The following is a 24,473-nucleotide window of genomic DNA, read 5'->3' as shown; positions in this document are numbered from 1 at the left end:
TTAACAACCTTGATGTCTGCGGTAGGTCAACATTCCTTTCTGTCATCGAGTATCAGGATTCCACTCAGGCAAGGTTAACGGTTATAGTGACTATTATTAAGTGAAAAACCCTACGGGACAACGACGTCAAAATAGGAGCTATTATGACTTGGGAGTATGCGCTGATAGGTTTAGTTGTCGGTATTATTATTGGTGCTGTCGCTATGCGCTTTGGTAACCGTAAGCTGCGGCAACAGCAGGTCTTGCAGAACGAGCTGGAGAAAAGCAAAACCGAACTGGAAGATTATCGTCAGGAATTGGTGGGTCACTTCGCCCGCAGTGCGGAGCTGCTGGATAACATGGCGGATGATTATCGTCAGCTTTATCAGCACATGGCGAAAAGCTCCAATAATCTGTTACCTCACGTTCCCGGTCAGGATAATCCGTTTAAATATCGTCTGACCGAATCAGAAGCGGATAACGATCAGGCTCCGGTGAACATGCCGCCGCGCGATTATTCAGACGGTGCCTCAGGCCTGCTGCGGGGCGAACGTCCGATTCGCAAGTAATTCAGTTTCCCCCTAAGCGTGAGGCTTTCTGTCTCACGCTTTCCCCTCTCTTGTTCTACGCTTAAAACGCTTGTACGTTTAAGACGCGTACCGCAGGCTGCCATCGTCCGATCACGCACTAAAATAGCGATAGTTACAATCTGCTGACGAAACAGCAGTGAACTTTACACATTGATCGCCAGTCTGACTCTTCACCGTGTCTTTAAGTTTATATATCATCGTTTTATTCATCCGCAGGCCGTGAGAGAGTTAATAACAATGAAAAAAACATCATTACTATTTAGTGCACTGGCAATGAGTATCGGTTTGACCCTGTCCACGCTTCCCGCTGCAAATGCTGCGCTGCCTGCCGTGGTTCAAGGCCAACAGACGCCAAGTCTGGCCCCGATGCTGGAGAAAGTCTTGCCAGCCGTCGTCAGCGTGCATGTTGAAGGTACACAGGTACAGCGTCAGCGCGTACCGGAAGAATTCAAATTCTTCTTTGGTCCTAACTTCCCGACGGACAAACAAAATTCTCGCCCGTTTGAGGGATTGGGCTCTGGCGTCATTATTGATGCTGCAAAAGGTTACGTGCTCACCAACAATCACGTGATCAACAACGCCGACAAGATCCGCGTCCAGCTTAATGACGGACGTGAATATGAGGCGAAATTGATTGGGCGTGATGAGCAGACCGATATCGCTCTGCTACAGCTGAATGACGCCAAGAATCTGGTCTCTGTAAAAATGGCCGATTCCGATCAACTGCGCGTCGGTGACTTCGCCGTTGCCGTGGGTAACCCGTTCGGCCTTGGTCAGACTGCAACGTCCGGTATTATCTCCGCGCTGGGTCGTAGCGGCCTGAATCTTGAAGGGTTAGAAAACTTCATCCAGACCGATGCTTCCATCAACCGCGGTAACTCCGGCGGTGCGCTGGTGAACCTCAACGGTGAGCTGATCGGTATCAACACGGCGATCCTGGCGCCGGGCGGCGGAAACATCGGTATCGGCTTCGCTATCCCCAGCAACATGGCCCAGAATCTGGCGCAGCAGTTGGTTGAATTTGGCGAAGTGAAACGTGGGCTGTTGGGTATTAAAGGCAGCGAGATGACGTCTGAGATGGCGAAAGCTTTCAACGTCGACGCACAGCGCGGTGCCTTCGTCAGCGAAGTCTTACCGAAATCTGCCGCATCCAAAGCCGGTATCAAGGCAGGCGACGTATTGACGACGCTGGATGGTAAACCGATCAGCAGCTTTGCAGAACTGCGGGCCAAAGTCGGCACCACCGCACCGGGCAAGACCGTGAAAATCGGTCTGCTACGTGATGGCAAACCGCAGGAAGTTTCCGTCGTGTTGGATAACAGCTCATCGGCATCAACTAGCGCTGAAACGCTTTCACCGTCATTGCAGGGGGCTTCTCTGACCAATGGCCAATTGAAAGACGGCAGCAAAGGTGTACAGATTGATAACGTCGCTAAGGACACACCTGCCGCGCAGGTCGGTCTGCAAAAAGGCGATATCATCATCGGCGTAAACCGCGAGCGCATTGAAAACATCACGCAACTGCGCAAACTGCTGGAAGCGAAGCCTTCCGTTCTGGCCTTGAATATCGTCCGGGGCGAAGAAACGATTTATCTGCTGCTGCGTTAATCGCTTGCCGTCTTTTTCGGCAGCTTAACTGGCCAGAACATCGCTGATGTTAAAAAATCGGACACCGAGCCATGCGGTGTCCGAACTTCTCGTGATATCCTCCCATCATCTCCCTTTTCCACAGTAAATCACGGCCATGCTTGCTAAGTTATTACGTTCAGCGCTCTTTGGTGCCCTCGTCGCCGGTATTATTCTGGCCGTACTGCCCTTTGTCGGGTCTGGCACGTCGTTTCTGAAAGGCAATGACAAAAATACTGATGGTTCACCCATAAGCTACCATCAGGGCGTCAGCCATGCGGCGCCTGCTGTGGTGAACGTTTATAACCGAGTTGCCAAAGAGGGTAAGCCCAACGAAGTCGCCATTCATCCTCTCGGATCCGGCGTCATCATGAATGAAAAAGGGTATATTTTAACCAACAAGCATGTGATTAATAACGTACAACAAATCCAGATAGAGCTATCAGACGGCAGGCTGTACGAAGCCCGCGTGATCGGTTCCGATAGCCTGACCGATCTAGCCGTGTTGCAAATTGATGGCGTCAATCTGCCCGTTATTCCCATGAATCCAGACCGTATACCCCACGTCGGCGATATCGTGATGGCGATCGGCAACCCTTATAATCTGGGGCAAACCGTCACGCAGGGCGTCATCAGCGCCACTGGGCGCGTCAGCCTTAGCACGTACGGCCAGCAAAGAAGCCAGGTAGGACGCCAAAATTTGCTGCAAACCGATGCCTCAATTAACCACGGGAATTCCGGTGGGGCGCTGGTCAATACGCTTGGTGAGCTAGTCGGGATTAATACTCTTTCGTTTGATAAAAGCAGCAATGGTGAAACGCCGGAAGGCATTAGCTTCGCCATTCCCGTCGCGCTGGCAACCAAGGTAATGAGCAAGCTCATCCGCGATGGTCGCGTGGTGCGTGGCTATATTGGCGTCAACGGCGTACAGATCGAAAATATTGAGAACAGCACGTCGACCAACAATCGTGATGCGCAGGACAGATTAAGCGGGATTCTCGTTCAGACTATCGACCCAGGTGGACCGGCGGATAAAGCAGGTATTCGTGTCGAAGACGTCATCGTTAGCGTGAACAATAAGCCTGCGCGCTCGATTATTGAAACGATGGAACAGGTTTCGGAAATACGTCCCGGCACTGTCATTCCAGTCACGATTGTGCGTGATAAAAATCAAGTCACGCTGCAAATGACGATTCAGGAATTTCCTACCCAATAACGGCATGTCAGGTCGGTCGATAGAGTCACATCAGCAGGTAAACAAGAAACCGGGTGGGAACCCACCCGGCTGACAAACCTAATTATGACTGAAACACTTACTCGTGCTCTTTAACGCGCTCGATATTCGCACCTAACGCACGCAGCTTATCTTCGATGCGGTCATAGCCACGATCGATGTGATAAATACGATCCACTATCGTCACACCTTCTGCGATACAACCGGCTAATACCAGGCTGGCTGATGCACGTAAGTCGGTCGCCATCACCTGCGCACCAGACAGCTTATCAACGCCGTGGCAAATCACCGTATTGCTCTCAATTTCCGCCTGTGCGCCCATACGAATAAGCTCAGGTACATGCATGAAGCGGTTTTCGAAGATGGTTTCGGTAATCACACCCGTGCCTTCCGCGACCAGGTTCAGCAAGCTGAACTGTGCCTGCATATCAGTCGGGAACCCCGGATGCGGCGACGTGCGAACGGTAACCGCTTTTGGACGCTTACCGTGCATATCCAGACTGATCCAGTCTTCGCCAATTTCGATCTCCGCGCCCGCTTCGCGCAGCTTCGCCAATACCGCATCCAACGTATCAGGACGGGTATTGCGACAGATAATCTGACCGCGAGATACCGCAGCCGCGACCAGGAATGTCCCAGTTTCAATACGGTCAGGCACCACGCGGTAGACACCACCGCCCAGACGCGCAACACCTTCAATCGTGATTTTATCCGTGCCCGCACCGCTGATTTTCGCACCCAGCGTATTCAGGAAGTTTGCCGTATCGACAATCTCTGGTTCACGCGCCGCGTTCTCAATAATCGTGGTGCCTTCCGCTAGCGTCGCCGCGCTCATGATAGTCACCGTGGCACCCACGCTCACTTTGTCCATCACGATGTGCGCACCTTTCAGGCGGCCATCAACCGTCGCTTTGACATAGCCTTCTTCCAGTACGATCTGCGCACCAAGCTGCTCAAGGCCGTAAATGTGCAAATCTACCGGGCGCGCGCCAATCGCACAGCCGCCAGGCAGTGAAACCTGACCTTGGCCAAAACGCGCCACCAGCGGCCCTAAAGCCCAAATAGAGGCGCGCATGGTTTTCACCAGATCGTACGGCGCGCAGAACACGTTTACATCGCTGGCATCCACATGAACGGAACCGTTACGCTCAACGCGCGCACCCAACTGACCCAGCAGCTTCATGGTGGTATCAATATCGCGTAGTTTCGGTACGTTCTGAATTTCTACCGGCTCTTCTGCGAGTAACGCAGCGAACAGGATGGGCAACGCAGCATTCTTGGCGCCAGAAATGGTCACTTCCCCCGCTAAGCGGGTTGGGCCCTGAACACGAAATTTATCCATAGTCTTTGTATCTCGATGTCTTAATTCAATATATCGTCACACTGATACCGGCAGTTTATTCCCACTCGCACGGGGAATACTTAAAAGCCGTTCAGTTTACGGTCGCGTTGCCACTCTTCCGGCGTATAGGCCTTGATCGACAGCGCATGAATACGGTTATCCGCGATGTACTCCATCAGCGGCGCATAAACAGCCTGCTGTTTTTTTACTCGGCTCATTCCAGCAAAAAGTCCGCCCACTACGATGACTTGAAAATGGCTGCCATCACCAGAAACATGGGCTTCTTCCAGTGCCAATGCGTTCATCAGCACGTCTTTAATTTCGTTATTTTCCATCGCTCTCGATTTCTATGTCAGGGGGAGATGATTTACAGGGAGGTATCTTAGATGAATATGGCGCTATCTTAAACAAAGAATGCGCCCCTTCAGACGATGCCTAAAGGGGCGAATCCAGTAACCCGCGTTACGGTTTAAGACACAGGAATGATTTCATTCAGGTTATAGAGCGCAATGAGCGTTTTTAGCCGCTCGCTGGCACCGACAATCGCTATCTCTCCGCCTGAAGGCGGCTGCTGATAAACGTGCATCAGCAATGCTAACCCGGCAGAATCAACGCGGTTTAATCCAGACACATCCAGCGTAGTTTTACCCGCCAGTAACGATTCACGCTGCTGCCAGAACGGTAACAGCGTTTCACGATCCAGATCGCCCGTTAACGCCAGCGTGGAGTCCTGCGCTTGCCAGTTCAATGCGTTCACCATGTTCACACCCAAATTACTTTTTCTGATCCAACGTGATGGTCTGCTTCGCCGAGGATTCCAGCTGTTTAGTCAGGCCATCCACGCCGTTCTGACGCAGTACTGCCGCCCACTCGTTCTGTTTAGTGGTGATCATACTGACACCCTCGGCAATCATGTCGAACGCCTGCCAGTTACTGGTTTTGCTGTTCTTACGCCATTGGAAGTCCAGACGTACCGGAGGGCGGCCGCCGTTATCAACAATGTTCACGCGAATGGAAACGATATCAGTATTGCCCAGCGGCTGTCCCGACACAATCTGATAGGTTTGCCCGTTATACATCGCCAACGCCTGCCCGTAGGCCTGTTCCAAATAGGCTTCAAACGCTTTGAAATAGGCATCACGCTGCGCCGGTGTCGCGTCTTTATAGTAACGCCCCAGCACCAACGCACCGGCGTATCTCACCTGAACATACGGCAGCAGCTCTTCACGTACGACCGTACGCAGATAGTCAGGATTTTGTTTGATCTTTGGCTGTTCGTTCTTCAAGCGGCTAAACGTTTTTTCCGCCGCTTCATTCATTAGACTGTAGGGATTCGTTTGGTCCGCCGCGTTGGCTAATGGCGCGACCACCAGTAAAGCCACCATCAGTAAACGTTTAAACATGCAGATATCCTCTTATTATGGATGTGAAGGAACAGGTTCGTTGTTGTGCTCAGGCGTTGCCGCAGGATTGGCACCCGGCTCCGTACCCGATTGACCGGCATTATCTTCGCTATTGCTACCGCTCTTATATAGGAATTGGCCGATGAGGTCTTCAAGCACCATCGCTGACTTGGTGTCCTGAATCACACCACCGTCTTTCAGGATCGCAGTGCCCATTTCCTCATCTTCAAACCCAATGTTCAGTGCCAGATACTGTTCGCCCAGCAAACCGGAGGTACGAATGGCCAGAGAACTGGTATCAGGAATATGATCGTAGCGCTGCTGAATATCCATCGCCACACGCGGCAGGTACGTTTTCTCGTCCAGCGAAATATCCGCTACGCGGCCAACCACCACGCCACCAATTCTGATCGGAGAACGCGATTTTAACCCGCCAATATTGTCAAACGTCGCATACAGGCGGTACGTCGGCTCGCTACCGATCGATTTGAGATCGGCTACTTTCAGGCATAAAAAGAGGATGGCAGCCAGCGCGATCAACATAAACACACCAACCCAGACTTCAGTTTTCTTTGTTTGCATCGACTCAGTTCCCAAACATCAGTGCTGTCAGCACAAAATCCAATCCCAGTACCGCTAACGACGAGTGCACGACGGTTCGGGTCGTTGCACGGCTGATCCCCTCAGACGTCGGGATCGCGTCATAGCCGTTAAACAGTGCAATCCAGGTCACGGTAATCGCAAATACGATACTTTTAATCACGCAGTTCAAGACATCCTGACGCCAGTCAACCGCGCCCTGCATGGCAGACCAGAAGAACCCGCTGTCGATGCCTTTCCAGTCCACACCGACCAACGCGCCTCCCCAAATCCCTACGGCGACAAAAATCACCGCCAGCAGCGGCATGCTGATTAACCCCGCCCAGAAGCGCGGTGCGACAACGCGGCGCAGCGGGTCAACCGCCATCATTTCCATGCTGGAGAGCTGTTCTGTTGCTTTCATCAGGCCAATTTCCGCCGTCAGCGCGGAACCCGCACGCCCGGCGAACAGCAGTGCCGTCACCACCGGACCAAGTTCACGCAGCAGCGACAGTGCCACCATCATGCCCAGACTGGCCTCGGCACTGTAAGTCGTCAGGATGAGATAGCCCTGTAACCCCAGCACCATGCCGATGAACAGACCGGAAACCATGATGATCAGCAGCGACTGCACGCCAACGCTATAAAGCTGTTTCACCAACAGCGGCCACTGTTTTCTGAATTCGGGTTTACCCACCAGCGCATTAAACAGCATCAGCCCGGCGCGCCCAAACGAGGCACTGGTGGAGATTCCCTGACGCCCCAACGACGCCAACGTCCGTAATAACATGACTGCGTTAACCCCCTGAACCTAGCAGCGACGTTTTATAGTCACCCGCAGGAAAACGGAAAGGCACTGGCCCGTCGGCGATACCATCCAGGAACTGACGAACCTGCGGGTCATTGTTTGCCCTCAGTTGATCCGCTGTCCCTTCCCCCACCACCCGCTTGTCGGCCACGATATACGCATAATCGGCGATGCTCATCACCTCCGGTACGTCGTGAGAAACCACAATGCAGGTCACGCCCAACGCATGATTCAACTCGTCGATGAGCTTCACCAGTATTCCCAGCGTGATCGGGTCTTGCCCAACAAAAGGCTCATCAAACATAATCAGTTCTGGGTCAAGTGCAATCGCTCTCGCCAGCGCCGCGCGCCGCGACATGCCGCCGGAAAGCTCCGCAGGCATCAGCTCCGCCGCACCGCGTAGCCCTACCGCTTCCAGCTTCATCATGACGATGCTACGCAGCAGGGATTCCGGCAGTCGGGTATGTTCACGCAGCGGCCAGGCGACATTATCAAACACATTCAAATCGGTGAATAACGCCCCAGACTGAAACAACATGCTCATTTTCTTGCGCGCGTGGTACAGCTCGCTGCGCGACAGCGTCGGGATATTCTCGCCATCAAACCAGATTTCGCCGCTGTCCGGCGATAGCTGTCCGCCAATCAGGCGCAGCAATGTGGTTTTACCGATACCGGAAGGCCCCATGATCGCGGTGACCTTGCCTTTAGGCACATTCAGCGTGATGTCTGTAAAAATCTCTCGCTCTCCGCGCCGAAAGCTAAGACCACGGATCTCGACCAGATTAGTTGCCTCATGGTTCATTATTTCCATTCCTTACCCATCAGTACGCTCATAAAGAGGTCTTTCACTCCAGCCTAACGGCTGGCTTTCATCAAGGTGCGAGTTTTACAAAAACTTACCGTAAGTTCTTGTCCAAAATGGCGGCACAAACCGTTACTGGGTTTTACTTATCGCGACAGGTTTTACTTTTTCGCCAAGCACCGTCAGAATTAGCACTCATCACAGAAAATGCTTTTTGTGCGAAAATCGTCCAGAAATACTGACTTATTCGACAACAGGCCGGTGATTATACACTAAATAATTCGAGTTGCAGGAAGGCGGCAGCGCAGTGAATCCTCAGGAGCTTACACCAGTAAGTGACTGAGGTGAGCGAGTATAGCCAACGCACATGCAGCTTGAAGTATGACGGGTATATATCCTATTAAAGGACGCTGCATGCTTTTTGCAACACTACTCTTGTTCGTTGGTTTGCTATTACTGGTTTACGGTGCCGATCGTCTTGTCTATGGTGCCGCCGTGCTTGCGCGTTCTCTTGGCTTACCTCCTTTCGTCATCGGCATCACCATTGTCGGCTTCGGCACCTCGCTACCCGAGCTCATCGTTTCGGTTACCGCCGCTTTAAACAATCAGAGCGACATGGCAGTCGGTAATGTTCTGGGTTCCAATATCACCAATATTTTACTCATTCTCGGCAGCGCAGCGCTCATTCGCCCGCTAACGGTACATTCAGCCATCCTGCGCCGGGAGTTGCCGCTCATGTTGTCCGTCACTTTATTGTGTGGCGTTTTACTGCATGATAGCTACCTGAGCCGTACCGACGGCATAATGCTGCTCCTTGCCGCCATTCTGTGTCTGGTATTGATACTTCGCATGGCGCAGCGGGAAGGCGGGGATAGCCTGACACGCGAACAGCTGGCAGAGCTCCCGCAGGATGACAGCAGCCAGATGGTCGCCGTGCTGTGGTTGATTCTCGGTATGATTATTTTACCCATGGCCGCCCGTATGGTGGTGGATAACGCCACCGTCATTGCACGCTACTTCGATGTCAGCGAGTTAACCATCGGGCTGACCATATTGGCGATTGGCACCAGCCTGCCTGAGCTTGCTACCGCCATCGTCGGAACGCTGAAAAAAGAAGATGACATTGCGCTGGGCAACCTGATTGGCTCGAACATTTTTAATATCGCGATTGTTCTGGGCGTACCTGCTCTGCTCTCGCCGGGCGCACTGAACCCTCAGGTTTTTCAGCGCGACTATTGGGTCATGCTGGCGGCAAGCGTGCTATTAACCGCACTGTGCCTCAGCAAAAAACGCCGTATAGGACAGGGCGCAGGCGCATTATTATGCTGCGCGTTTATCGCCTATCTGACGGCCCTATTTTGCTTTTCATAAGAAGTTTTGTTTTTCATCATAATCAGGACTATTGGTATGTCACAGTTTGAACAAGATGCTCATCTAAAACAGCAGTCTGACCGTGCACTATCCGATCATGCACCACAAGCCGATCACGCACCACAAGCCGATCACACGCGACAAAAGGCTCATGAACTACCAGCAGATTTCGACTTCCAGCAGGCGGGCAAGCAGGTACTGAGTATCGAGCGCGATGGGCTTGCGCAATTAGACCAGTACATTGATGACAATTTTACCCTCGCCTGCAAGAAGATATTCGATTGTCAGGGCAAGGTGGTGGTGATGGGAATGGGCAAATCCGGCCACATCGGCTGCAAGATTGCCGCGACCTTTGCCAGCACCGGTACGCCTGCCTTTTTTGTTCATCCGGGCGAAGCCAGCCACGGTGATCTCGGCATGGTCACGCCGCACGATATCGTGATCGCCATTTCCAACTCGGGCGAGTCCCATGAAATTCTGTCGCTGATTCCCGTTCTGAAACGCCAGAAAGTGTTCCTGATCTGCATGACCAGCGCACCAGAAAGTACGATGGGTAAGGCTGCGGATATTCACCTGTGCGTTCACGTCCCGCAGGAAGCCTGCCCGCTCGGTCTGGCACCCACCACCAGCACCACCGCAACGCTGGTCATGGGCGACGCACTGGCCGTGGCGTTATTACAGGCGCGCGGCTTTACTGCCGAAGATTTCGCCCTTTCTCACCCCGGTGGCGCACTCGGCCGCAAACTTTTACTGCGCGTCAGCGATATCATGCATTCGGGTGATGAGATTCCCCATGTCCCACACGATGCCTCGCTGCGTGATGCGCTGGTGGAAATTACGCGCAAAAATCTGGGTATGACGGTAATCTGCGAGGCGGATATGAAAATTCAGGGCATCTTCACCGATGGTGACCTGCGCCGCATCTTCGACATGAATATTGACTTGAACAGCGCGCGCATTGCTGATGTGATGACCGCGGGCGGCATCCGGGTCGCACCGCAAACGCTGGCGGTGGATGCACTTAACCTGATGCAGTCGCGCCACATCACCTCAGTGCTGGTGGCAGAAAACGATCGTCTGGTCGGGATCGTCCATATGCACGATATGCTGCGGGCTGGCGTGGTTTAAAAAGAAAGGATAATAGTGAATGAGTGAAGTCAGGGCGCAAACCGATACCTGCTATGGGCCTGTCGATCAACAGGTACTGGATAAAGCCCGTGAGGTTCGCCTGTTAATCTGCGACGTTGACGGCGTGATGTCCGATGGTCTGATTTATATGGGCAATCACGGCGAAGAGCTGAAAGCCTTTAACGTCCGCGACGGTTATGGTATTCGCTGCTTGCTGACGTCCGATATTGAGGTTGCCATCATTACCGGGCGTTCAGCAAAATTGCTGGAAGATCGGTGTAAAACGCTGGGCATTAACCATCTTTATCAAGGGCAATCGGATAAGGTTTTGGCCTTCAACGATCTGTTGGATAAACTGTCAGTCACGGCAAATCAGGTGGCGTATATCGGCGACGATATGATCGACTGGCCCGTGATGGCGCAGGTCGGGCTGAGCGTTGCCGTGGCAGACGCCCATCCGCTGCTGTTACCACGCGCAGATTATGTCACCCGCATTGCGGGAGGCCGTGGCGCAGTACGTGAGCTGTGTGATTTGATTCTGTTCTCGCAGGACAAGCTGGAGCATGCCAAAGGGTTGTCAATATGAGTAAAACCAAGCGTTGGCTCACCGCTTTTCTGGCCCTGTTGGTGCTTATCCTCATCGGCTGGAATATTGCGGATGACGACACGGTAGCAGCACCGGATGCAAACGACCCCGCCGTACCGGTCTATACCAGCGAAAAGACCAACACGCAGGTATACAGCCCTGCGGGTAAGCTGAGCTACAGACTGATTTCGGAAAAAGCGGAATATTTCAACGACGAGCAGTTGAGCTGGTTTACCAAGCCTGTTGCCACGCTGTTCAATGAACAAGGCACGGCAACCTGGTCAGTACGCGCCGATCGCGCCAAGCTGACAAAAGACAAGATGCTCTATCTGTACGGCAACGTCGAGGTGAATAGCCTGACGAAAGACGCACAGCTTCAGCGCATCACAACGAATAATGCCCAGGTGAATCTGGTCACGCAGGACGTTTCTTCCGATGATGAAGTGACCCTGTACGGCACCAGCTTTACCTCAAGCGGAATGAAAATGCGCGGGAATCTGCGTAACAAAACGGCCGAGTTGATCGAAAAGGTAAAAACCTCTTATGAAATCCAAAACCAATAATCTGATGCGTAACACCCTGATCGCCAGCTCGCTGTTCGCCGTCAGCGTTTCCGCCTTTGCCGTCACCGGCGATAGCAATCAACCTATTCACATTGATTCAGCACAGCAATCTCTGGACATGCAGGGCAACACGGTGACGTTCACTGGCAATGTTGTCGTGAAACAAGGGACGATTGAAGTGAAAGCCGACAAGGTCGTCGTGACGCGTCCACAGGGCGCGCAAGGCAGTGAAGTGGTGGAAGGTTACGGCAACCCCGTGACGTTCTACCAGATGCAGGACAACGGCAAGCCGGTAAAAGGTCACGCACAGAAAATCCGCTACGAGCTGGCCACCGACTTTCTGGTGCTGACAGGCAATGCCTATCTGGAACAGCAGGACAGCAATGTCAAAGGCGATCGCATCACTTATCTGGTGAAACAGCAGCAGATGGAAGCGACCAGCGACAAAGGAAAGCGCGTGACGACGGTGTTGGTCCCTTCTCAGCTTCAGGAGAAAGAGAACAAAAGCCAGCCTTCTCGTTCTCAGCAACCGCAACCACGGGTCACTGAATAAGTTATGGCAACATTAATCGCAGAAAACCTAGCCAAGGCGTACAAAGGCCGTAAGGTCGTGGAAAACGTCAGCCTCACCGTTAATTCCGGTGAAATTGTCGGCCTGCTCGGGCCGAACGGTGCCGGTAAAACGACAACGTTCTACATGGTCGTCGGCATCGTTCCGCGTGATGAAGGACGCATCGTCATTGACGACGATGACATCAGCCTGCTTCCTTTGCACGAACGTGCGCTACGCGGCATCGGCTATCTGCCGCAGGAAGCCTCTATTTTCCGTCGCTTAAGCGTTTATGACAATCTGATGGCGGTGTTACAGATCCGTAAAGATCTGACGACCGAACAGCAAGAAGATCGTGCCAATGAGCTAATGGAAGAATTCCATATTATTCATTTGCGCGATAGTCTGGGACAATCGCTGTCCGGTGGAGAAAGACGCCGCGTAGAGATTGCGCGTGCGCTGGCAGCGAATCCGAAGTTCATCCTGCTGGATGAACCGTTTGCGGGCGTAGACCCGATCTCCGTACTGGATATTAAAAAAATCATTGAGCATCTGCGTGATAGCGGGCTTGGCGTGTTGATTACCGATCATAACGTCCGTGAAACGCTTGATGTCTGTGAACGAGCCTACATCGTGAGTCAGGGCAACCTGATCGCCCACGGTTCACCGACCGATATTCTGGCCGATGAACAGGTAAAACGCGTGTATCTGGGCGAAGGCTTCCGACTCTGATAGGGTAATATTTTATCTTTGCAGTACTTATGGGACGTTAGCGCGATTTATGAAGCAAGGTTTGCAACTCAGGCTTAGCCAGCAACTGGCCATGACTCCACAGCTCCAACAGGCGATCCGCCTGTTGCAACTGTCCACGCTTGAATTGCAACAGGAGATTCAACTGGCGTTAGAAAGTAATCCGTTACTTGAACAAACGGATCAGCACGACGAAATCGAGTCATTTGAAAAGGTAGACAGCGATTCACTGGATACCGGTGAAGCCCTTGAACAAAGGGATATGCCGGAAGAATTGCCGCTTGATGCCACCTGGGATGAAATCTACTCCGCAGGCACGCCGTCAGGCACCGGCACCGACTATCGCGATGAAGAACTGCCGATTTATCAAGGCGAAACTACGCAAACGCTTCAGGATTACCTGATGTGGCAGGTTGAGCTGACGCCGTTTTCCGACACCGACGCGGCTATCGCGACCTCTATCGTCGATGCGGTGGACAACACCGGTTACCTGACCGTACCGCTACAAGACATTCTTGAGAGCATCGGTGACGACGACGTGACGCTGGAAGAAGTTGAAGCCGTACTCAAACGCGTGCAGCGCTTCGATCCCGTTGGCGTCGCCGCCCGCGACCTGCGTGATTGTCTGCTGGTGCAGCTTTCCCAGTTCGCCGACGACACGCCCCGCCTGACCGAAGCTCGCCTGATCGTCAGCGATCATCTCGATCTGTTAGCCAACCATGATTTCCGCAGCCTGATCCGCATCACGCGCCTGAAAGAAGAAGTGCTGAAAGAAGCACTGGCGTTGATCCAATCGCTCGATCCCCGTCCAGGACAGTCGATCAACACTGGCGAATCCGAATACGTGATTCCTGACGTGCTGATACGTAAAGTTCAGGGAGTCTGGGTCGTCGAACTGAACACCGACAGCGTTCCCCGTTTGCAGATTAACCAGCAATATGCGGCGCTGGGTAACAGCGCACGCAACGACAGCGACGGACAATTTATCCGCAGCAATCTGCAAGAAGCGCGCTGGCTCATCAAAAGCCTGGAAAGTCGCAACGACACGCTGCTGAAAGTGACCCGCAGCATCGTCGAACAGCAACAGGATTTCTTCGAGCAGGGCGAGGAATTCATGAAGCCCATGGTACTGGCAGACATCGCTCAAGCGGTGGATATGCATGAATCCACTATCTCACGCGTGACGACACAAAAGTTCCTGCACAGCCCGCGCGGCATTTTTGAGCTAAAATATTTCTTCTCCAGCCACGTTAATACGGATAGTGGCGGAGAAGCGTCATCAACGGCAATCCGCGCGTTGGTGAAGAAGCTTATTGCAGCGGAAAACCCCGTGAAGCCACTGAGCGATAGCAAGCTTACGGCACTGCTCTCCGATCAGGGCATCATCGTGGCGCGTCGAACCGTTGCAAAATACCGAGAGTCTTTATCTATCCCACCATCGAATCAGCGTAAACAACTGATTTGATCTCAACAGAGAAGGAAGACACTATGCAGCTCAACATTACCGGACACCACATCGAGATCACTGAACCGCTGCGTGATTTTGTCAATGGCAAGTTTGCCAAATTAGAGCAGTATTTTGACCGGATTAATCAGGTCAATGTGGTATTGAGAGTGGAAAAAGTTCAGCAAATTGCCGAGGCCACGCTCCACGTTAATGGCGGCGAGCTGCATGCAACCTCAGAGGCGGCAGATATGTACGCCGCGATAGATTTATTGATTGATAAGCTGGCGAGACAGCTCAATAAGCATAAAGATAAACTCAAGCAGCACTAATTTTCTCCTTTGCCGTTTGGCAAAGGACAAACTCGGCCCATCCATTCGATGGGTCGGGATCACCAGAAGTGAAAGCGTCGTTAAGTGAAAATAAAATGAACCACGATCCCGTATTGCAGCTCAGCACAGTGTTACGTCCTGAGTGCACCCGAAGCACCGTCCACTGCCAGAGTAAGAAACGGGCATTGGAAATTATCAGTGAGCTCGCCGCCAAGCAGCTTAATATTCCTTCGCAGATTATCTTTGATGCCATCCTGACCCGAGAGCGGATGGGCAGCACGGGAATCGGCGGCGGCATTGCCATTCCTCATGGTAAGCTGGAAGACGATAATGCGCTGGGCGCCATCGGTGTTTTCATCCAGTTAGAGCAACCGATCGCTTTCGATGCCATTGATAATCAGGCCGTTGATCTGCTTTTTGCCTTGCTGGTTCCAGCGGAACAATGTAAAACCCATTTGCATACCCTGTCGCTTGTTGCCAAGCGGCTGGCGGATAAAACGGTTTGCCGACGCCTGCGTGCGGCGCAAAGCGATGAAGAGCTATACCAGATTATGACGGAAGCTGGTTAAGCCGGATGGTTGTCATGTTCACGATGACGGGCGATTCGCGGTGGATTCAGAGAATGCTTGCAATCCATGCGCTAAGCCGTCATTTTTTTAGCTATACATCACTTTATAAAAACAGTGGCAATGAAAATTCGCCATCACGTTGCCAGAGGGGAGTCGTCAGATGGTGCTGATGATTGTCAGTGGTCGCTCAGGTTCAGGGAAATCTGTCGCCCTGCGCGCACTGGAAGATATGGGGTTCTACTGCGTAGATAACCTGCCAGTGGTTCTACTGCCAGAACTGGCTAATACGCTTGCGGCACGTAACATTTCCGCAGCAGTCAGCATTGACGTGCGCAATATGCCGGAATCCCCAGAGATCTTCGAGCATGCTATGGAGCAACTGCCACCCAGCTTCTCGCCTCAATTGCTGTTTCTGGATGCCGATCGCAATACGCTGATTCGTCGCTACAGCGATACCCGTCGCCTTCACCCGCTCTCCAGCAAGAATCTGTCACTGGAAAGCGCCATTGATGAAGAAAGCGACCTACTGGAGCCGCTGCGTTCACGTGCCGATCTGATTATCGACACCTCAGAGATGTCGGTACATGAGCTGGCCGAAATGCTGCGTACCCGACTACTCGGCAAGCGAGAACGCGAACTCACGATGGTGTTCGAATCGTTCGGCTTCAAGCACGGTATCCCTATCGATGCGGATTACGTCTTTGACGTGCGCTTCCTGCCGAACCCGCACTGGGATCCGAAACTGCGCCCGATGACCGGTCTGGATAAGCCCGTTGCGTCTTTCCTCGACAGGCATACCGAAGTTCACAACTTCATCTACCAGACTCGCAGCTATCTGGAACTGTGGCTGCCAATGCTGGAAACCAATAACCGCAGCTATCTGACCGTTGCGATTGGCTGTACCGGCGGTAAACACCGTTCCGTCTACGTTGCTGAACAGCTGGCAGACTACTTCCGCTCACGCGGTAAGAACGTGCAGTCGCGTCACCGTACGTTGGAAAAACGTAAACCCTCGTAATAGTCGGCAAACCAGCACAGCCAGGTAACCTATGACAGTCCGGCAAACGGTTGAAATCAAAAACAAGCTGGGCATGCACGCTCGCCCAGCCATGAAGCTGTTCGAGCTGGTGCAGAGCTTTGATGCAGAAGTGATACTGCGTAATGACAGCGGCACCGAAGCCGAAGCCAGCAGCGTGATTGCCATGCTGATGCTGGACTCGGCCAAAGGGCGACTCATCGAGGTAGAAGCGACAGGCCCAGATGAAGAGCAGGCGCTTGCCGCTGTCATCGGGCTGTTTGAAGCCGGGTTCGACGAAGACTAGCGATTTCCTTAGCAGGCTATCTGCCAGCCTTCGTGACAAGGATCGCTTCACTTTCCTCCCCGAACCTCCTACTATCTACCTATATAAATCATAATATTTTCTTATACCCCCTGCTCCTTTGGGCGCGGGGGGTTATTTTTATATCATCTGAAAATACCAACTGGAGAGGAGTATGACGAAACCTAACCTGACAATCAGTGAATTGGATGCAGAACGTCTGGATATGTTATTGGAGCAGCCCGCCTTTGCGGACAGCGATATCGCACAGGCGTTGAATGAGGAGCTGGATCGGGCGGAAATTCTGCCTGCGGCATCGATTCCCTCACATGTCGTCACCATGAATAGTCGGGTGCGTTTCCGCGATCTGAATACCAACGAAGAGCACATCCGCACGCTGGTTTATCCGGCCGCGGTGAAGGACAGCAAAGAACCGCTGTCGGTGATGGCTCCGCTGGGTGCGGCACTATTGGGAATGCATGTGGGAAATTCTATCACCTGGCAATTGCCAAACGGTGAAGAAACGCGAATTGAAGTACTAGAACTACTCTATCAGCCAGAAGCCGCGGGCGAGTACCACCGCTAAGCCAGAGATAGAGTAACAGCCGTCGGACACTGCCGACGGCGACGGTTACTCACACAGAGCAGGTTTATTCCCCTGCGATCTTCATTGATGGCAGCAGAACGGAACCACACTGGATATTGCTTCGAGTTTCGATATCATTCCCCACCGTCACAATATTACGCAGCATGTCTTTCAGGTTACCCGCGATGGTAATCTCGCTGACCGGATATTGAATTTCGCCGTTCTCGACCCAGAAGCCGGATGCTCCACGGGAATAGTCCCCCGTCACACCGCTCACACCTTGCCCCATCAGTTCGGTCACCAGCAGGCCTTTGCCCATCTGTTTCAACATACCGTTGAAATCCAGACCCTGTCCGGCAATCCGCCAGTTATGAATACCCCCCGCATGGCCGGTGCTCTGCATACCCAGCTTACGCGCGGAGTAGCTTGTCATGAGCCAGGTCTGCAGCACGCCCGCCTTCACAATTTCACGCGCCTGCGTCCGCACGCCTTCGCTGTCGAACGGCGTAGAGGCCAGCCCTCTCAGCAAATGCGGTTGCTCCTCAATCGTCAGCCACTCCGGCAGAATCTGCTGACCCAGCTTATCCAGCAGGAAAGTGGATTTACGATAAACGCTACCGCCGCTGATGGCGCCAACCAAATGGCCAAACAGGCCCGTCGCCACTTCCGCAGAAAACATCACCGGTGCCTGCATGGTGGGCAGTTTACGCGGTGACAAGCGGGATAATGTGCGGCGTGCGCACTCTTCGCCCACCCATTCCGGGCTGAGTAAGTCATCCAGCGCACGGCCAACGGTGTAGGCATAATCTCGCTCCATATCGCCATTCACTTCAGCAATCACACAGCTGGACATGGAATGACGGCTAGAGCAGTAACTTTTCAGCAGGCCGTGGCTATTGCCGAACACCTTCACGCCGTAGTGGCTGTTAAAGCTGCCGCCTTCGGTGTTAGTGATGCGCTTGTCAGCCTGTAACGCCGCCTGCTCTGCGCGAGCGGCTAATTCAATGCCGCGATCCGCATCCAGTTCGGTCGGATGGAACAGATCCAGATCCGGCGCGTCGAACGCCAGAAGATCCCGATCCGCTGGGCCAGCAAAAGGATCGACAGAGGTATAACGCGCAATATCCAGCGCGGCCTGTACCGTACGGGCTATCGCATCTGGACTGAGATCGGTAGACGATGCGCTGCCTTTACGCTGTTGGTGATAAACCGTGATGCCCAACGCGCCATCGCTGTTGAATTCAACATTTTCAACCTCACCATAACGGGTACTGACGCTAATGCCCGTCGTTTTTGACACCGCGACTTCTGCCGCATCAGAACCGGCACGCGCCAGTTCCAGCGCCTGAGCAACCGCGAGCTCCAGCGCTTTACGCTGCTCTGCAACCTGAGTAGTTATCGTCATTGTTCTGCCATAATGAGTGGAAGAAAGCTCACCATCATCATCCCCGCAACGAGCACAAAAGGGGCGTATACTCTATATACTTCGCGCAGCCAACACGCAGGTAACGTGAAGTATGACGAGCATAAAATGGTGTAGCATAATGCTTTCTAGTCTAACAGGATCTACGGACAATTTCGCACAAAGCCCAAACCTGTTAGTATCAGCCTCTTTTTTGCTGGTGGGCACGCTGTTCACCATCCCGGAGCCGCTACGCGTAGCGTTACGAATTGCTCCTGGACACTTTTTAGGAGCCAACCATGAAGCAAAAGTACGAAGACTGGCTGAATGACGTCCCAGAGAACCAAGAAGACGACGAAGATGATGAAATTATCTGGGTCAGCAAAAGTGAAATAAAGCGCGATGCCGAAGCGCTGAAAGATCTCGGCGCAGAACTGGTCGAGCTGGGCAAAAACGCCCTGGAGAAGATCCCGTTGGACGACGATCTGCGTGCAGCGGTGGAACTGGCACAGCGGATCAAGAAAGAAGGCCGCCGCCGTCAGCTACAGCTGATTGGTAAAATGTTGCGCGCCCGCGATCCAGAGCCGATCCAAACCGCGCTGGATAAGCTGAACAACCGCCATAATCAGCAGGTGGCGTTATTCCACAAACTGGAACAGCTGCGTGACCGTCTGATTGAAGAAGGTGACGATGTGGTCCCCGATATTCTGGCGCTATATCCTCATGCTGACCGTCAGCAGTTGCGTTCTCTGGTGCGTAATGCGCAGAAAGAGAAAGCGACGAATAAGCCGCCGAAATCCGCCCGCCAGATCTTCCAGTATCTGCGCGAACTGGCTGAGACCACAGACTAACGGCGATCATGGGATGAGGAGTATGCCTCACTCATCCCATGTATTATCGGGGTAGCTCGTTGAGCCCACGATCCATTCCGATCGTGACAGCATCCCAGATTACAATCCGCCCAAATGCCAGGTTTTTACTTCCAGAAACTCGTCCAGCCCCAAAACAGAGCCTTCGCGGCCTAATCCTGACTCTTTCACACCGCCGAAGGGTGCTAACTCGGTTGAAACCGCGCATTCGTTAATGCCAATCATGCCGCTCTCCAACGCTTCTGCCACGCGGAACACACGCTGCAAATTCTGGCTGTAGAAGTAAGCCGCCAGACCAAATGGCGTATTGTTGGCGCGCTGAATCACCTCTTCTTCCGTTTTGAAACGGAAACAGGGAGCAACCGGACCAAACGTTTCTTCCTGCGCCAGCAGCATCGCTTCGTTGGCATCAACAATCACCGTCGGCTCAAAGAAGCTGTGGCCCAGCTTGTGCCGTTTACCACCGACAAGCGCCTTGCCTCCCTTTTCCACCGCGTCATTGACGTGCTTTTCCACCTTCTCAACGGCAGCATCATCAATCAGCGGACCGAGCACGACGCCGTCATCCATACCGTTGCCGACCTTCAGCTTTTTCACTTCTTCCGCAAGCAGAGAGACGAATTCATCGTAGACGCCATCCTGAATATAAAATCGGTTGGCGCTGACGCAAACCTGACCCGCATTGCGGAAGCGGTTGGCAATCGCGCCTTTTACCGCGGCCTGAATATCTGCATCATCAAACACGATATAAGGTGCGTTGCCACCCAACTCCATCGACACTTTCTTCATCGTATCTGCGGCGTTGCGCACCAACGTTTTCCCTACTTCTGTCGAACCAGTGAAGGAAATTTTGCGCACTTTATCGCTCGCCATGACGGTATCGCTAATCGCCTGCGTGTCGCCCGCCACGCCGTTGAGTACACCATCCGGCACACCCGCCTGCTGTGCCAACGCCAACAGCGCAAACGCAGACAGCGGCGTATTGTTCGCGGGTTTGATGACGCCGGTACATCCCGCAGCCAGCGCTGGCCCCAGCTTACGCGTCAGCATCGCCAGCGGGAAATTCCACGGTGTAATAGCGACAACAACCCCAACGGGTTCACGCGTGGCGTAAATCTTCGATCCGGGTTTCGCAGGCGGAATGATCTCACCGTTAGCCCGTTTTCCCTGCTCAGCAAACCACTGAATAAAATTCGCCGCATAGACGACTTCACCTTCGGCTTCCTGTACTGGCTTGCCCTGCTCGGCGGTCATCAACTCCGCCAGATAGCGTTTATTTTCCAGAATCAGTTCGTACCAGCGATACAGAATTTCAGACCGTTCCTTCGCGGTTTTACGCTTCCAGGCAGGAAAGGCGGCATAGGCGGCGTCAATCGCCGCCTGCGTCTCTTTCTTTCCCGCTTTCGCCACGCTGGCAATCGACTCGCCCGTCGCCGGATTCACAACCTCGAAGGTGGTTCCGCTCTGCTGCCATTTCCCCGCAGCAAAGTAGCCGGTTTTAAACAGTTCATGATTCTGCAAATTTTGTCCTGACATCGTGTTACCTCCTGAAAAGGGTCATATTCCATGACGTTATGAGGGAAGCTATGGATAATTCAGTATAGAAGTGATGGGCGCGGCCTGCGGCACTCTCGGATTAATCGTTAGTGTTATCGCACCGTCTCGCCCACTGAGGTTAGCTGCTTAGCGCATGCTGATAATCACGCAGAATCCCGGTTAATCGTCCTACAGGCGCCGTCACGCTCGGGGGAAGTTGCTGTTCTGTCAGCATCTGCTGATAACGTTCAAGCTCGTCCAACAGCTGTGTGAAATAGCGGCTGCGCGTAGTATCGCGCCGAGCTGAAATCACCTGCTCCGCGGTTGCACGAATCTGACGATGAAAGGCAGACAGCGCCGCGTTTTGCGGAATATTCAGCGTTCTCAAACGTTGGTGCATGATGATCAGCCATAGCGCAAGGCGATACTTGGCAATGTCGTCAGGGAAGCGGCTCAGCAGCAGGAACAGCTGTTGATACAGAGCTGGCAGGTGATTTTCTTTTCGCCGCGCGGTGTTGGTCGTCAGGGCCGAGACGGCACCATACACAAAGCGATTCAACAGCGTTCTCCCCGTGTGTGCTTTGGTGTTATCCCGGATCAGCAGGATCACCATCAGTGCCAGGAAACAGCCGATGATCTGGCCGATCGCGCTGTCCAGGAACTGGCTAATGTTGAACGTCATCGGGTTATCCAGCACCAGGATATTGATCGTACTGGCTAATGCGCCCAGCGAACCCAGCCGACGCTTTTGTACCTCAAGCCCGAGGAAGAAAGCCATCGCCCCCAGACTCAGACACAGCAGCAGCATGCTTTGCTGCGTTGACGGCATGATAAACATGAACATCAATGCGCCCAGCGGCAGCGCGTAGATCGTCCCAAAAAGAAAATCCTTCGCCATCATCTGTGGATTCGGCAAACGCATGGCAAGCGACGTCACCACCGCAATCATCACCATACACACACTGCCGGAAGTCCAGCCAGTGCTTAGCCAGAACAAGCAGCCCAGCGCCGTCGCCACCCCAGTGCGTAAACCGTTGATCATGGCATGATGAGTTTCAGCCGAAGGCGCTTTAATTTCCACCTCGCTGTTCAGCACGTCAGCTTCTATCGTATTAATGCGCCCGTTAGTCTGTACGCCCTTCGCCAGCAGCAGATAGCGTGTCGCCGCGCCAACCCAACTGACCAACGTAGGCGGCACATCGCGGCTGTCAGCTGCAATCAGATGGCGTAATGCTTTCACACGGCAATGCACATCGCGGAGCGATTCAACAGGCTGCTCCAACACCAATTTCAGGCTGCTTTTTACTGGGGTCGGGACATCCTGCAACATCAGATAGGTTTCACACGCCTGTGTGATCATCGTGAGCGATTGCGTATGCAACGATGTTAAGCGGCGATTGCTGTTCTGCCAGCGTGAAGACTCCAGCATCAGGCTGCTGTGCATGCCGTTTAGCGCGGTCGTTTTACGCACCAACGCGTGCCATGCCGCGTCTATCGCTTCTTTCTCCGCCCCGCTCATGCTGAGTTGCAGTAGCCGATACTGATCCACCAGCAGTTCACCGATACTGCGGTCAACATCCTGCTTGATCGAGCGTGGCGAAAACAGTAAATCCGCCAGAATGGCACAGACGATGCCCAGCACAATCTCGCTACAGCGCTCCACGGCAAACTGCGGCGTCAGCAGCGGCGTTCCCTGTGTTGATACAATAATAATCAGCGCGGTATAACCCGCCAGCCCGAAGATATAGGCATTTTCGACTTTAACCAGCGAGGAAACCCAGGTGCAGAGGCCTGCCCAAATACAGCACAGCATCAACATCACAACGGGCGCGCGAACGGTGGCGATAATGATGATAAGTGCACCGATACAGCCGATAAACGTACCGATGATGCGCAGAATACCACGATGGCGGATCGCACCAGAAAACGGTTCACCACCCGCAGCGAACGCCGGGCCAGCGGCGACAATCGCGGCCGTCAGCACCGACCAGCGCGGCGTTTCCAACTGGAGGTGGAAACCCAGAAATAGGGATAGCACAATCGCAAAGCTCAGCTTGAAGGCAAAGCGAAAACGCGCAAACTTCGGTGTGGTATAGAATCTGGATACTGTCAACGACGGGGTTTTCATCATCGCCTCACTTAGCCAAACTCACGCAGGCGATAAAGCAGGCGAATGAGCGGCGACGGTTTTTTGTCGTTGTTGACCTGCTCGCCGGTGATCACTACGGTGGCCGTCGTGCCAGCCGGATAGAGATCGCCCATTTGTCGATCGAGACGGATTTTTACCGGCACACGCTGTGCCAGACGCACCCACTCCAGATTGGAATCCACGTTAGCCAAGCCTTTCGTGTTCGCACTGTTGCTGCTGTTATTGACCCCAGCCGCTACGCTATCCACCGTGCCGTAAAATATTTTTTCGCTACCCAACGGGGTGATTTCCGCACGATAGCCACGGCGAACACCTTCAAGTTTGGTCTCTTCCATGTACGCCAGCAGGTAAAATGAATCCTTTTTCACCAGCGCCACCGCCGTATTACCGCGTTCGATGAACTCACCGCTCTGCACATGCAGATTGGTGACCCAGCCATCGGCAGGAGCGCGTACCACGGTACGTTCCAGCTCCAGTTTCGCCAGCGATAATACCGCCTGTGCTTTAGCAAGCTGGTGCGTGGCGGTTTCCAATGCATTACTGGACTGATCGATATTTTCCTGCGACATCGCACTGATGCCCAGCCGCGCCCGACGACCGGATTCCCGGCGTTTTTCCGTCACCAGCGCCTGATAGTAGGCAACATCCGCTTCCGCCTGTGCTACGGCCTGGTGGTAGCGCGGCTGATCGATGACAAACAGCACATCACCTTCGTTTACCAGCTGGTTGTCCGTGACGCGAACATCGGTCAATAACCCGCTGACATCTGGCGCGATCGCCACGACATCCGCCGTAAATTTGGCATCACGCGTCCAGGGCGATTCGGTATAGAACGCCCAGACACGGAAGATTGCCACAATCGCACACAGCACAATCACCAGCGTGATGACCACGCGGCTCAGTTTTTTGATCAGCACAGCCTGCTGTCTAAACAAGGGTAAAAAGAAAGCTTTCAC

Annotated in this window: 27 protein-coding genes; 16 read left to right on the top strand and 11 right to left on the bottom strand. The window is 53.3% G+C overall.

The window, feature by feature from the left end:
* Nucleotides 1-143: 143 nt before the first annotated feature.
* From zapG to degS, 3 genes are all read left to right on the top strand, one after another.
* Nucleotides 144-548: a Z-ring associated protein ZapG gene (zapG, locus tag EIP93_RS01705; RefSeq protein ID WP_010296674.1), complete on the top strand. Its 405-nt coding sequence runs from the start codon at nt 144-146 to the stop codon at nt 546-548.
* 258 nt (nt 549-806) lie between these two features.
* A complete protein-coding gene (degQ, locus tag EIP93_RS01700) occupies nt 807-2,177 on the top strand; it encodes a serine endoprotease DegQ (protein WP_010296670.1) in 1,371 nt (456 codons plus the stop codon).
* A gap of 136 nt (nt 2,178-2,313) precedes the next feature.
* A complete protein-coding gene (degS, locus tag EIP93_RS01695; RefSeq protein WP_103861651.1) occupies nt 2,314-3,411 on the top strand; it encodes an outer membrane-stress sensor serine endopeptidase DegS in 1,098 nt (365 codons plus the stop codon).
* Between the two features lie 97 nt (nt 3,412-3,508).
* On the opposite strand, the gene murA is transcribed toward degS, so the two are convergent.
* From murA to mlaF, 7 genes are all read right to left on the bottom strand, one after another.
* Nucleotides 3,509-4,771: a UDP-N-acetylglucosamine 1-carboxyvinyltransferase gene (gene murA, locus EIP93_RS01690; protein ID WP_039354621.1), complete on the bottom strand. Its 1,263-nt coding sequence runs from the start codon at nt 4,769-4,771 to the stop codon at nt 3,509-3,511.
* An 80-nt stretch (nt 4,772-4,851) separates the two neighbouring features.
* Complete coding sequence (ibaG, locus tag EIP93_RS01685; protein ID WP_010280170.1) at nt 4,852-5,106, bottom strand: BolA family iron metabolism protein IbaG; 255 nt, start codon at nt 5,104-5,106, stop codon at nt 4,852-4,854.
* Between the two features lie 134 nt (nt 5,107-5,240).
* Complete coding sequence (gene mlaB, locus EIP93_RS01680; protein ID WP_103943477.1) at nt 5,241-5,531, bottom strand: lipid asymmetry maintenance protein MlaB; 291 nt, start codon at nt 5,529-5,531, stop codon at nt 5,241-5,243.
* Nucleotides 5,532-5,544: 13 nt separating this feature from the next.
* Nucleotides 5,545-6,174, bottom strand: a complete 630-nt coding sequence (gene mlaC / locus EIP93_RS01675) for a phospholipid-binding protein MlaC (protein ID WP_125232174.1) — start codon at nt 6,172-6,174, stop codon at nt 5,545-5,547.
* 15 nt (nt 6,175-6,189) lie between these two features.
* Nucleotides 6,190-6,756 (bottom strand): outer membrane lipid asymmetry maintenance protein MlaD, encoded by a 567-nt coding sequence (mlaD, locus tag EIP93_RS01670; RefSeq protein WP_103861654.1) that lies wholly within the window; start codon nt 6,754-6,756, stop codon nt 6,190-6,192.
* Between the two features lie 4 nt (nt 6,757-6,760).
* Nucleotides 6,761-7,543, bottom strand: a complete 783-nt coding sequence (mlaE, locus tag EIP93_RS01665) for a lipid asymmetry maintenance ABC transporter permease subunit MlaE (protein WP_010296655.1) — start codon at nt 7,541-7,543, stop codon at nt 6,761-6,763.
* A 7-nt stretch (nt 7,544-7,550) separates the two neighbouring features.
* Nucleotides 7,551-8,363, bottom strand: a complete 813-nt coding sequence (gene mlaF / locus EIP93_RS01660) for a phospholipid ABC transporter ATP-binding protein MlaF (protein WP_103971342.1) — start codon at nt 8,361-8,363, stop codon at nt 7,551-7,553.
* A 414-nt stretch (nt 8,364-8,777) separates the two neighbouring features.
* On the opposite strand from mlaF, the gene EIP93_RS01655 reads away from it, so the two are divergent.
* The 12 genes from EIP93_RS01655 (at nt 8,778) to rnk (ending at nt 17,561) form a co-directional block, all read left to right on the top strand.
* Nucleotides 8,778-9,734, top strand: a complete 957-nt coding sequence (locus tag EIP93_RS01655; protein WP_125232173.1) for a calcium/sodium antiporter — start codon at nt 8,778-8,780, stop codon at nt 9,732-9,734.
* Between the two features lie 36 nt (nt 9,735-9,770).
* On the top strand, nt 9,771-10,862 hold the full coding sequence (gene kdsD, locus EIP93_RS01650; RefSeq protein ID WP_010296646.1) for an arabinose-5-phosphate isomerase KdsD: 1,092 nt from the start codon (nt 9,771-9,773) through the stop codon (nt 10,860-10,862).
* A 19-nt stretch (nt 10,863-10,881) separates the two neighbouring features.
* The gene (kdsC, locus tag EIP93_RS01645) at nt 10,882-11,448 is read left to right on the top strand and encodes a 3-deoxy-manno-octulosonate-8-phosphatase KdsC (protein ID WP_010296644.1); all 567 of its coding nucleotides are present in this window, start codon (nt 10,882-10,884) and stop codon (nt 11,446-11,448) included.
* Nucleotides 11,445-12,011: an LPS export ABC transporter periplasmic protein LptC gene (gene lptC, locus EIP93_RS01640; RefSeq protein ID WP_039482324.1), complete on the top strand. Its 567-nt coding sequence runs from the start codon at nt 11,445-11,447 to the stop codon at nt 12,009-12,011. The genes kdsC and lptC overlap by 4 nt, the downstream gene beginning before the upstream one ends.
* A complete protein-coding gene (lptA, locus tag EIP93_RS01635; RefSeq protein WP_014913854.1) occupies nt 11,992-12,564 on the top strand; it encodes a lipopolysaccharide ABC transporter substrate-binding protein LptA in 573 nt (190 codons plus the stop codon). The genes lptC and lptA overlap by 20 nt, the downstream gene beginning before the upstream one ends.
* Nucleotides 12,565-12,567: 3 nt before the next feature.
* A complete protein-coding gene (gene lptB, locus EIP93_RS01630; RefSeq protein WP_109225360.1) occupies nt 12,568-13,293 on the top strand; it encodes an LPS export ABC transporter ATP-binding protein in 726 nt (241 codons plus the stop codon).
* A gap of 49 nt (nt 13,294-13,342) precedes the next feature.
* Entirely contained in the window at nt 13,343-14,776 is a 1,434-nt protein-coding gene (rpoN, locus tag EIP93_RS01625; RefSeq protein WP_040031833.1) for an RNA polymerase factor sigma-54, read from the top strand.
* 23 nt (nt 14,777-14,799) lie between these two features.
* Nucleotides 14,800-15,087 carry a ribosome hibernation promoting factor gene (hpf, locus tag EIP93_RS01620; RefSeq protein ID WP_005975449.1) on the top strand — a complete coding sequence of 96 codons (288 nt, stop codon included), beginning with the start codon at nt 14,800-14,802 and terminating at the stop codon, nt 15,085-15,087.
* Between the two features lie 95 nt (nt 15,088-15,182).
* The gene (ptsN, locus tag EIP93_RS01615; RefSeq protein ID WP_029367653.1) at nt 15,183-15,656 is read left to right on the top strand and encodes a PTS IIA-like nitrogen regulatory protein PtsN; all 474 of its coding nucleotides are present in this window, start codon (nt 15,183-15,185) and stop codon (nt 15,654-15,656) included.
* Between the two features lie 160 nt (nt 15,657-15,816).
* Nucleotides 15,817-16,674, top strand: coding sequence for an RNase adapter RapZ (rapZ, locus tag EIP93_RS01610; RefSeq protein WP_010296630.1), 858 nt, complete (start codon nt 15,817-15,819; stop codon nt 16,672-16,674).
* A gap of 31 nt (nt 16,675-16,705) precedes the next feature.
* Nucleotides 16,706-16,978, top strand: a complete 273-nt coding sequence (gene npr / locus EIP93_RS01605; protein ID WP_010296626.1) for a PTS phosphocarrier protein NPr — start codon at nt 16,706-16,708, stop codon at nt 16,976-16,978.
* 172 nt (nt 16,979-17,150) lie between these two features.
* Nucleotides 17,151-17,561, top strand: coding sequence for a nucleoside diphosphate kinase regulator (gene rnk, locus EIP93_RS01600; RefSeq protein ID WP_105879895.1), 411 nt, complete (start codon nt 17,151-17,153; stop codon nt 17,559-17,561).
* A gap of 64 nt (nt 17,562-17,625) precedes the next feature.
* Here the strand turns inward: rnk and pmbA are convergent, their stop codons facing one another.
* The gene (gene pmbA, locus EIP93_RS01595; RefSeq protein ID WP_040031831.1) at nt 17,626-18,966 is read right to left on the bottom strand and encodes a metalloprotease PmbA; all 1,341 of its coding nucleotides are present in this window, start codon (nt 18,964-18,966) and stop codon (nt 17,626-17,628) included.
* Between the two features lie 296 nt (nt 18,967-19,262).
* On the opposite strand from pmbA, the gene yjgA reads away from it, so the two are divergent.
* Complete coding sequence (yjgA, locus tag EIP93_RS01590; protein WP_040031830.1) at nt 19,263-19,814, top strand: ribosome biogenesis factor YjgA; 552 nt, start codon at nt 19,263-19,265, stop codon at nt 19,812-19,814.
* Nucleotides 19,815-19,913: 99 nt separating this feature from the next.
* Here the strand turns inward: yjgA and EIP93_RS01585 are convergent, their stop codons facing one another.
* From EIP93_RS01585 to aaeA, 3 genes are all read right to left on the bottom strand, one after another.
* On the bottom strand, nt 19,914-21,368 hold the full coding sequence (locus EIP93_RS01585) for an NAD-dependent succinate-semialdehyde dehydrogenase (RefSeq protein ID WP_103971340.1): 1,455 nt from the start codon (nt 21,366-21,368) through the stop codon (nt 19,914-19,916).
* 139 nt (nt 21,369-21,507) lie between these two features.
* A complete protein-coding gene (aaeB, locus tag EIP93_RS01580; protein ID WP_103971339.1) occupies nt 21,508-23,496 on the bottom strand; it encodes a p-hydroxybenzoic acid efflux pump subunit AaeB in 1,989 nt (662 codons plus the stop codon).
* A gap of 11 nt (nt 23,497-23,507) precedes the next feature.
* On the bottom strand, nt 23,508-24,473 hold the full coding sequence (gene aaeA, locus EIP93_RS01575) for a p-hydroxybenzoic acid efflux pump subunit AaeA (RefSeq protein WP_125232172.1): 966 nt from the start codon (nt 24,471-24,473) through the stop codon (nt 23,508-23,510).

The sequence above is a fragment of the Pectobacterium versatile genome (assembly GCF_003932035.1).
In the GTDB taxonomy this organism is placed as follows: Bacteria; Pseudomonadota; Gammaproteobacteria; order Enterobacterales; family Enterobacteriaceae; genus Pectobacterium; species Pectobacterium versatile.
This window is presented reverse-complemented; position numbering and strand designations above follow the sequence as displayed.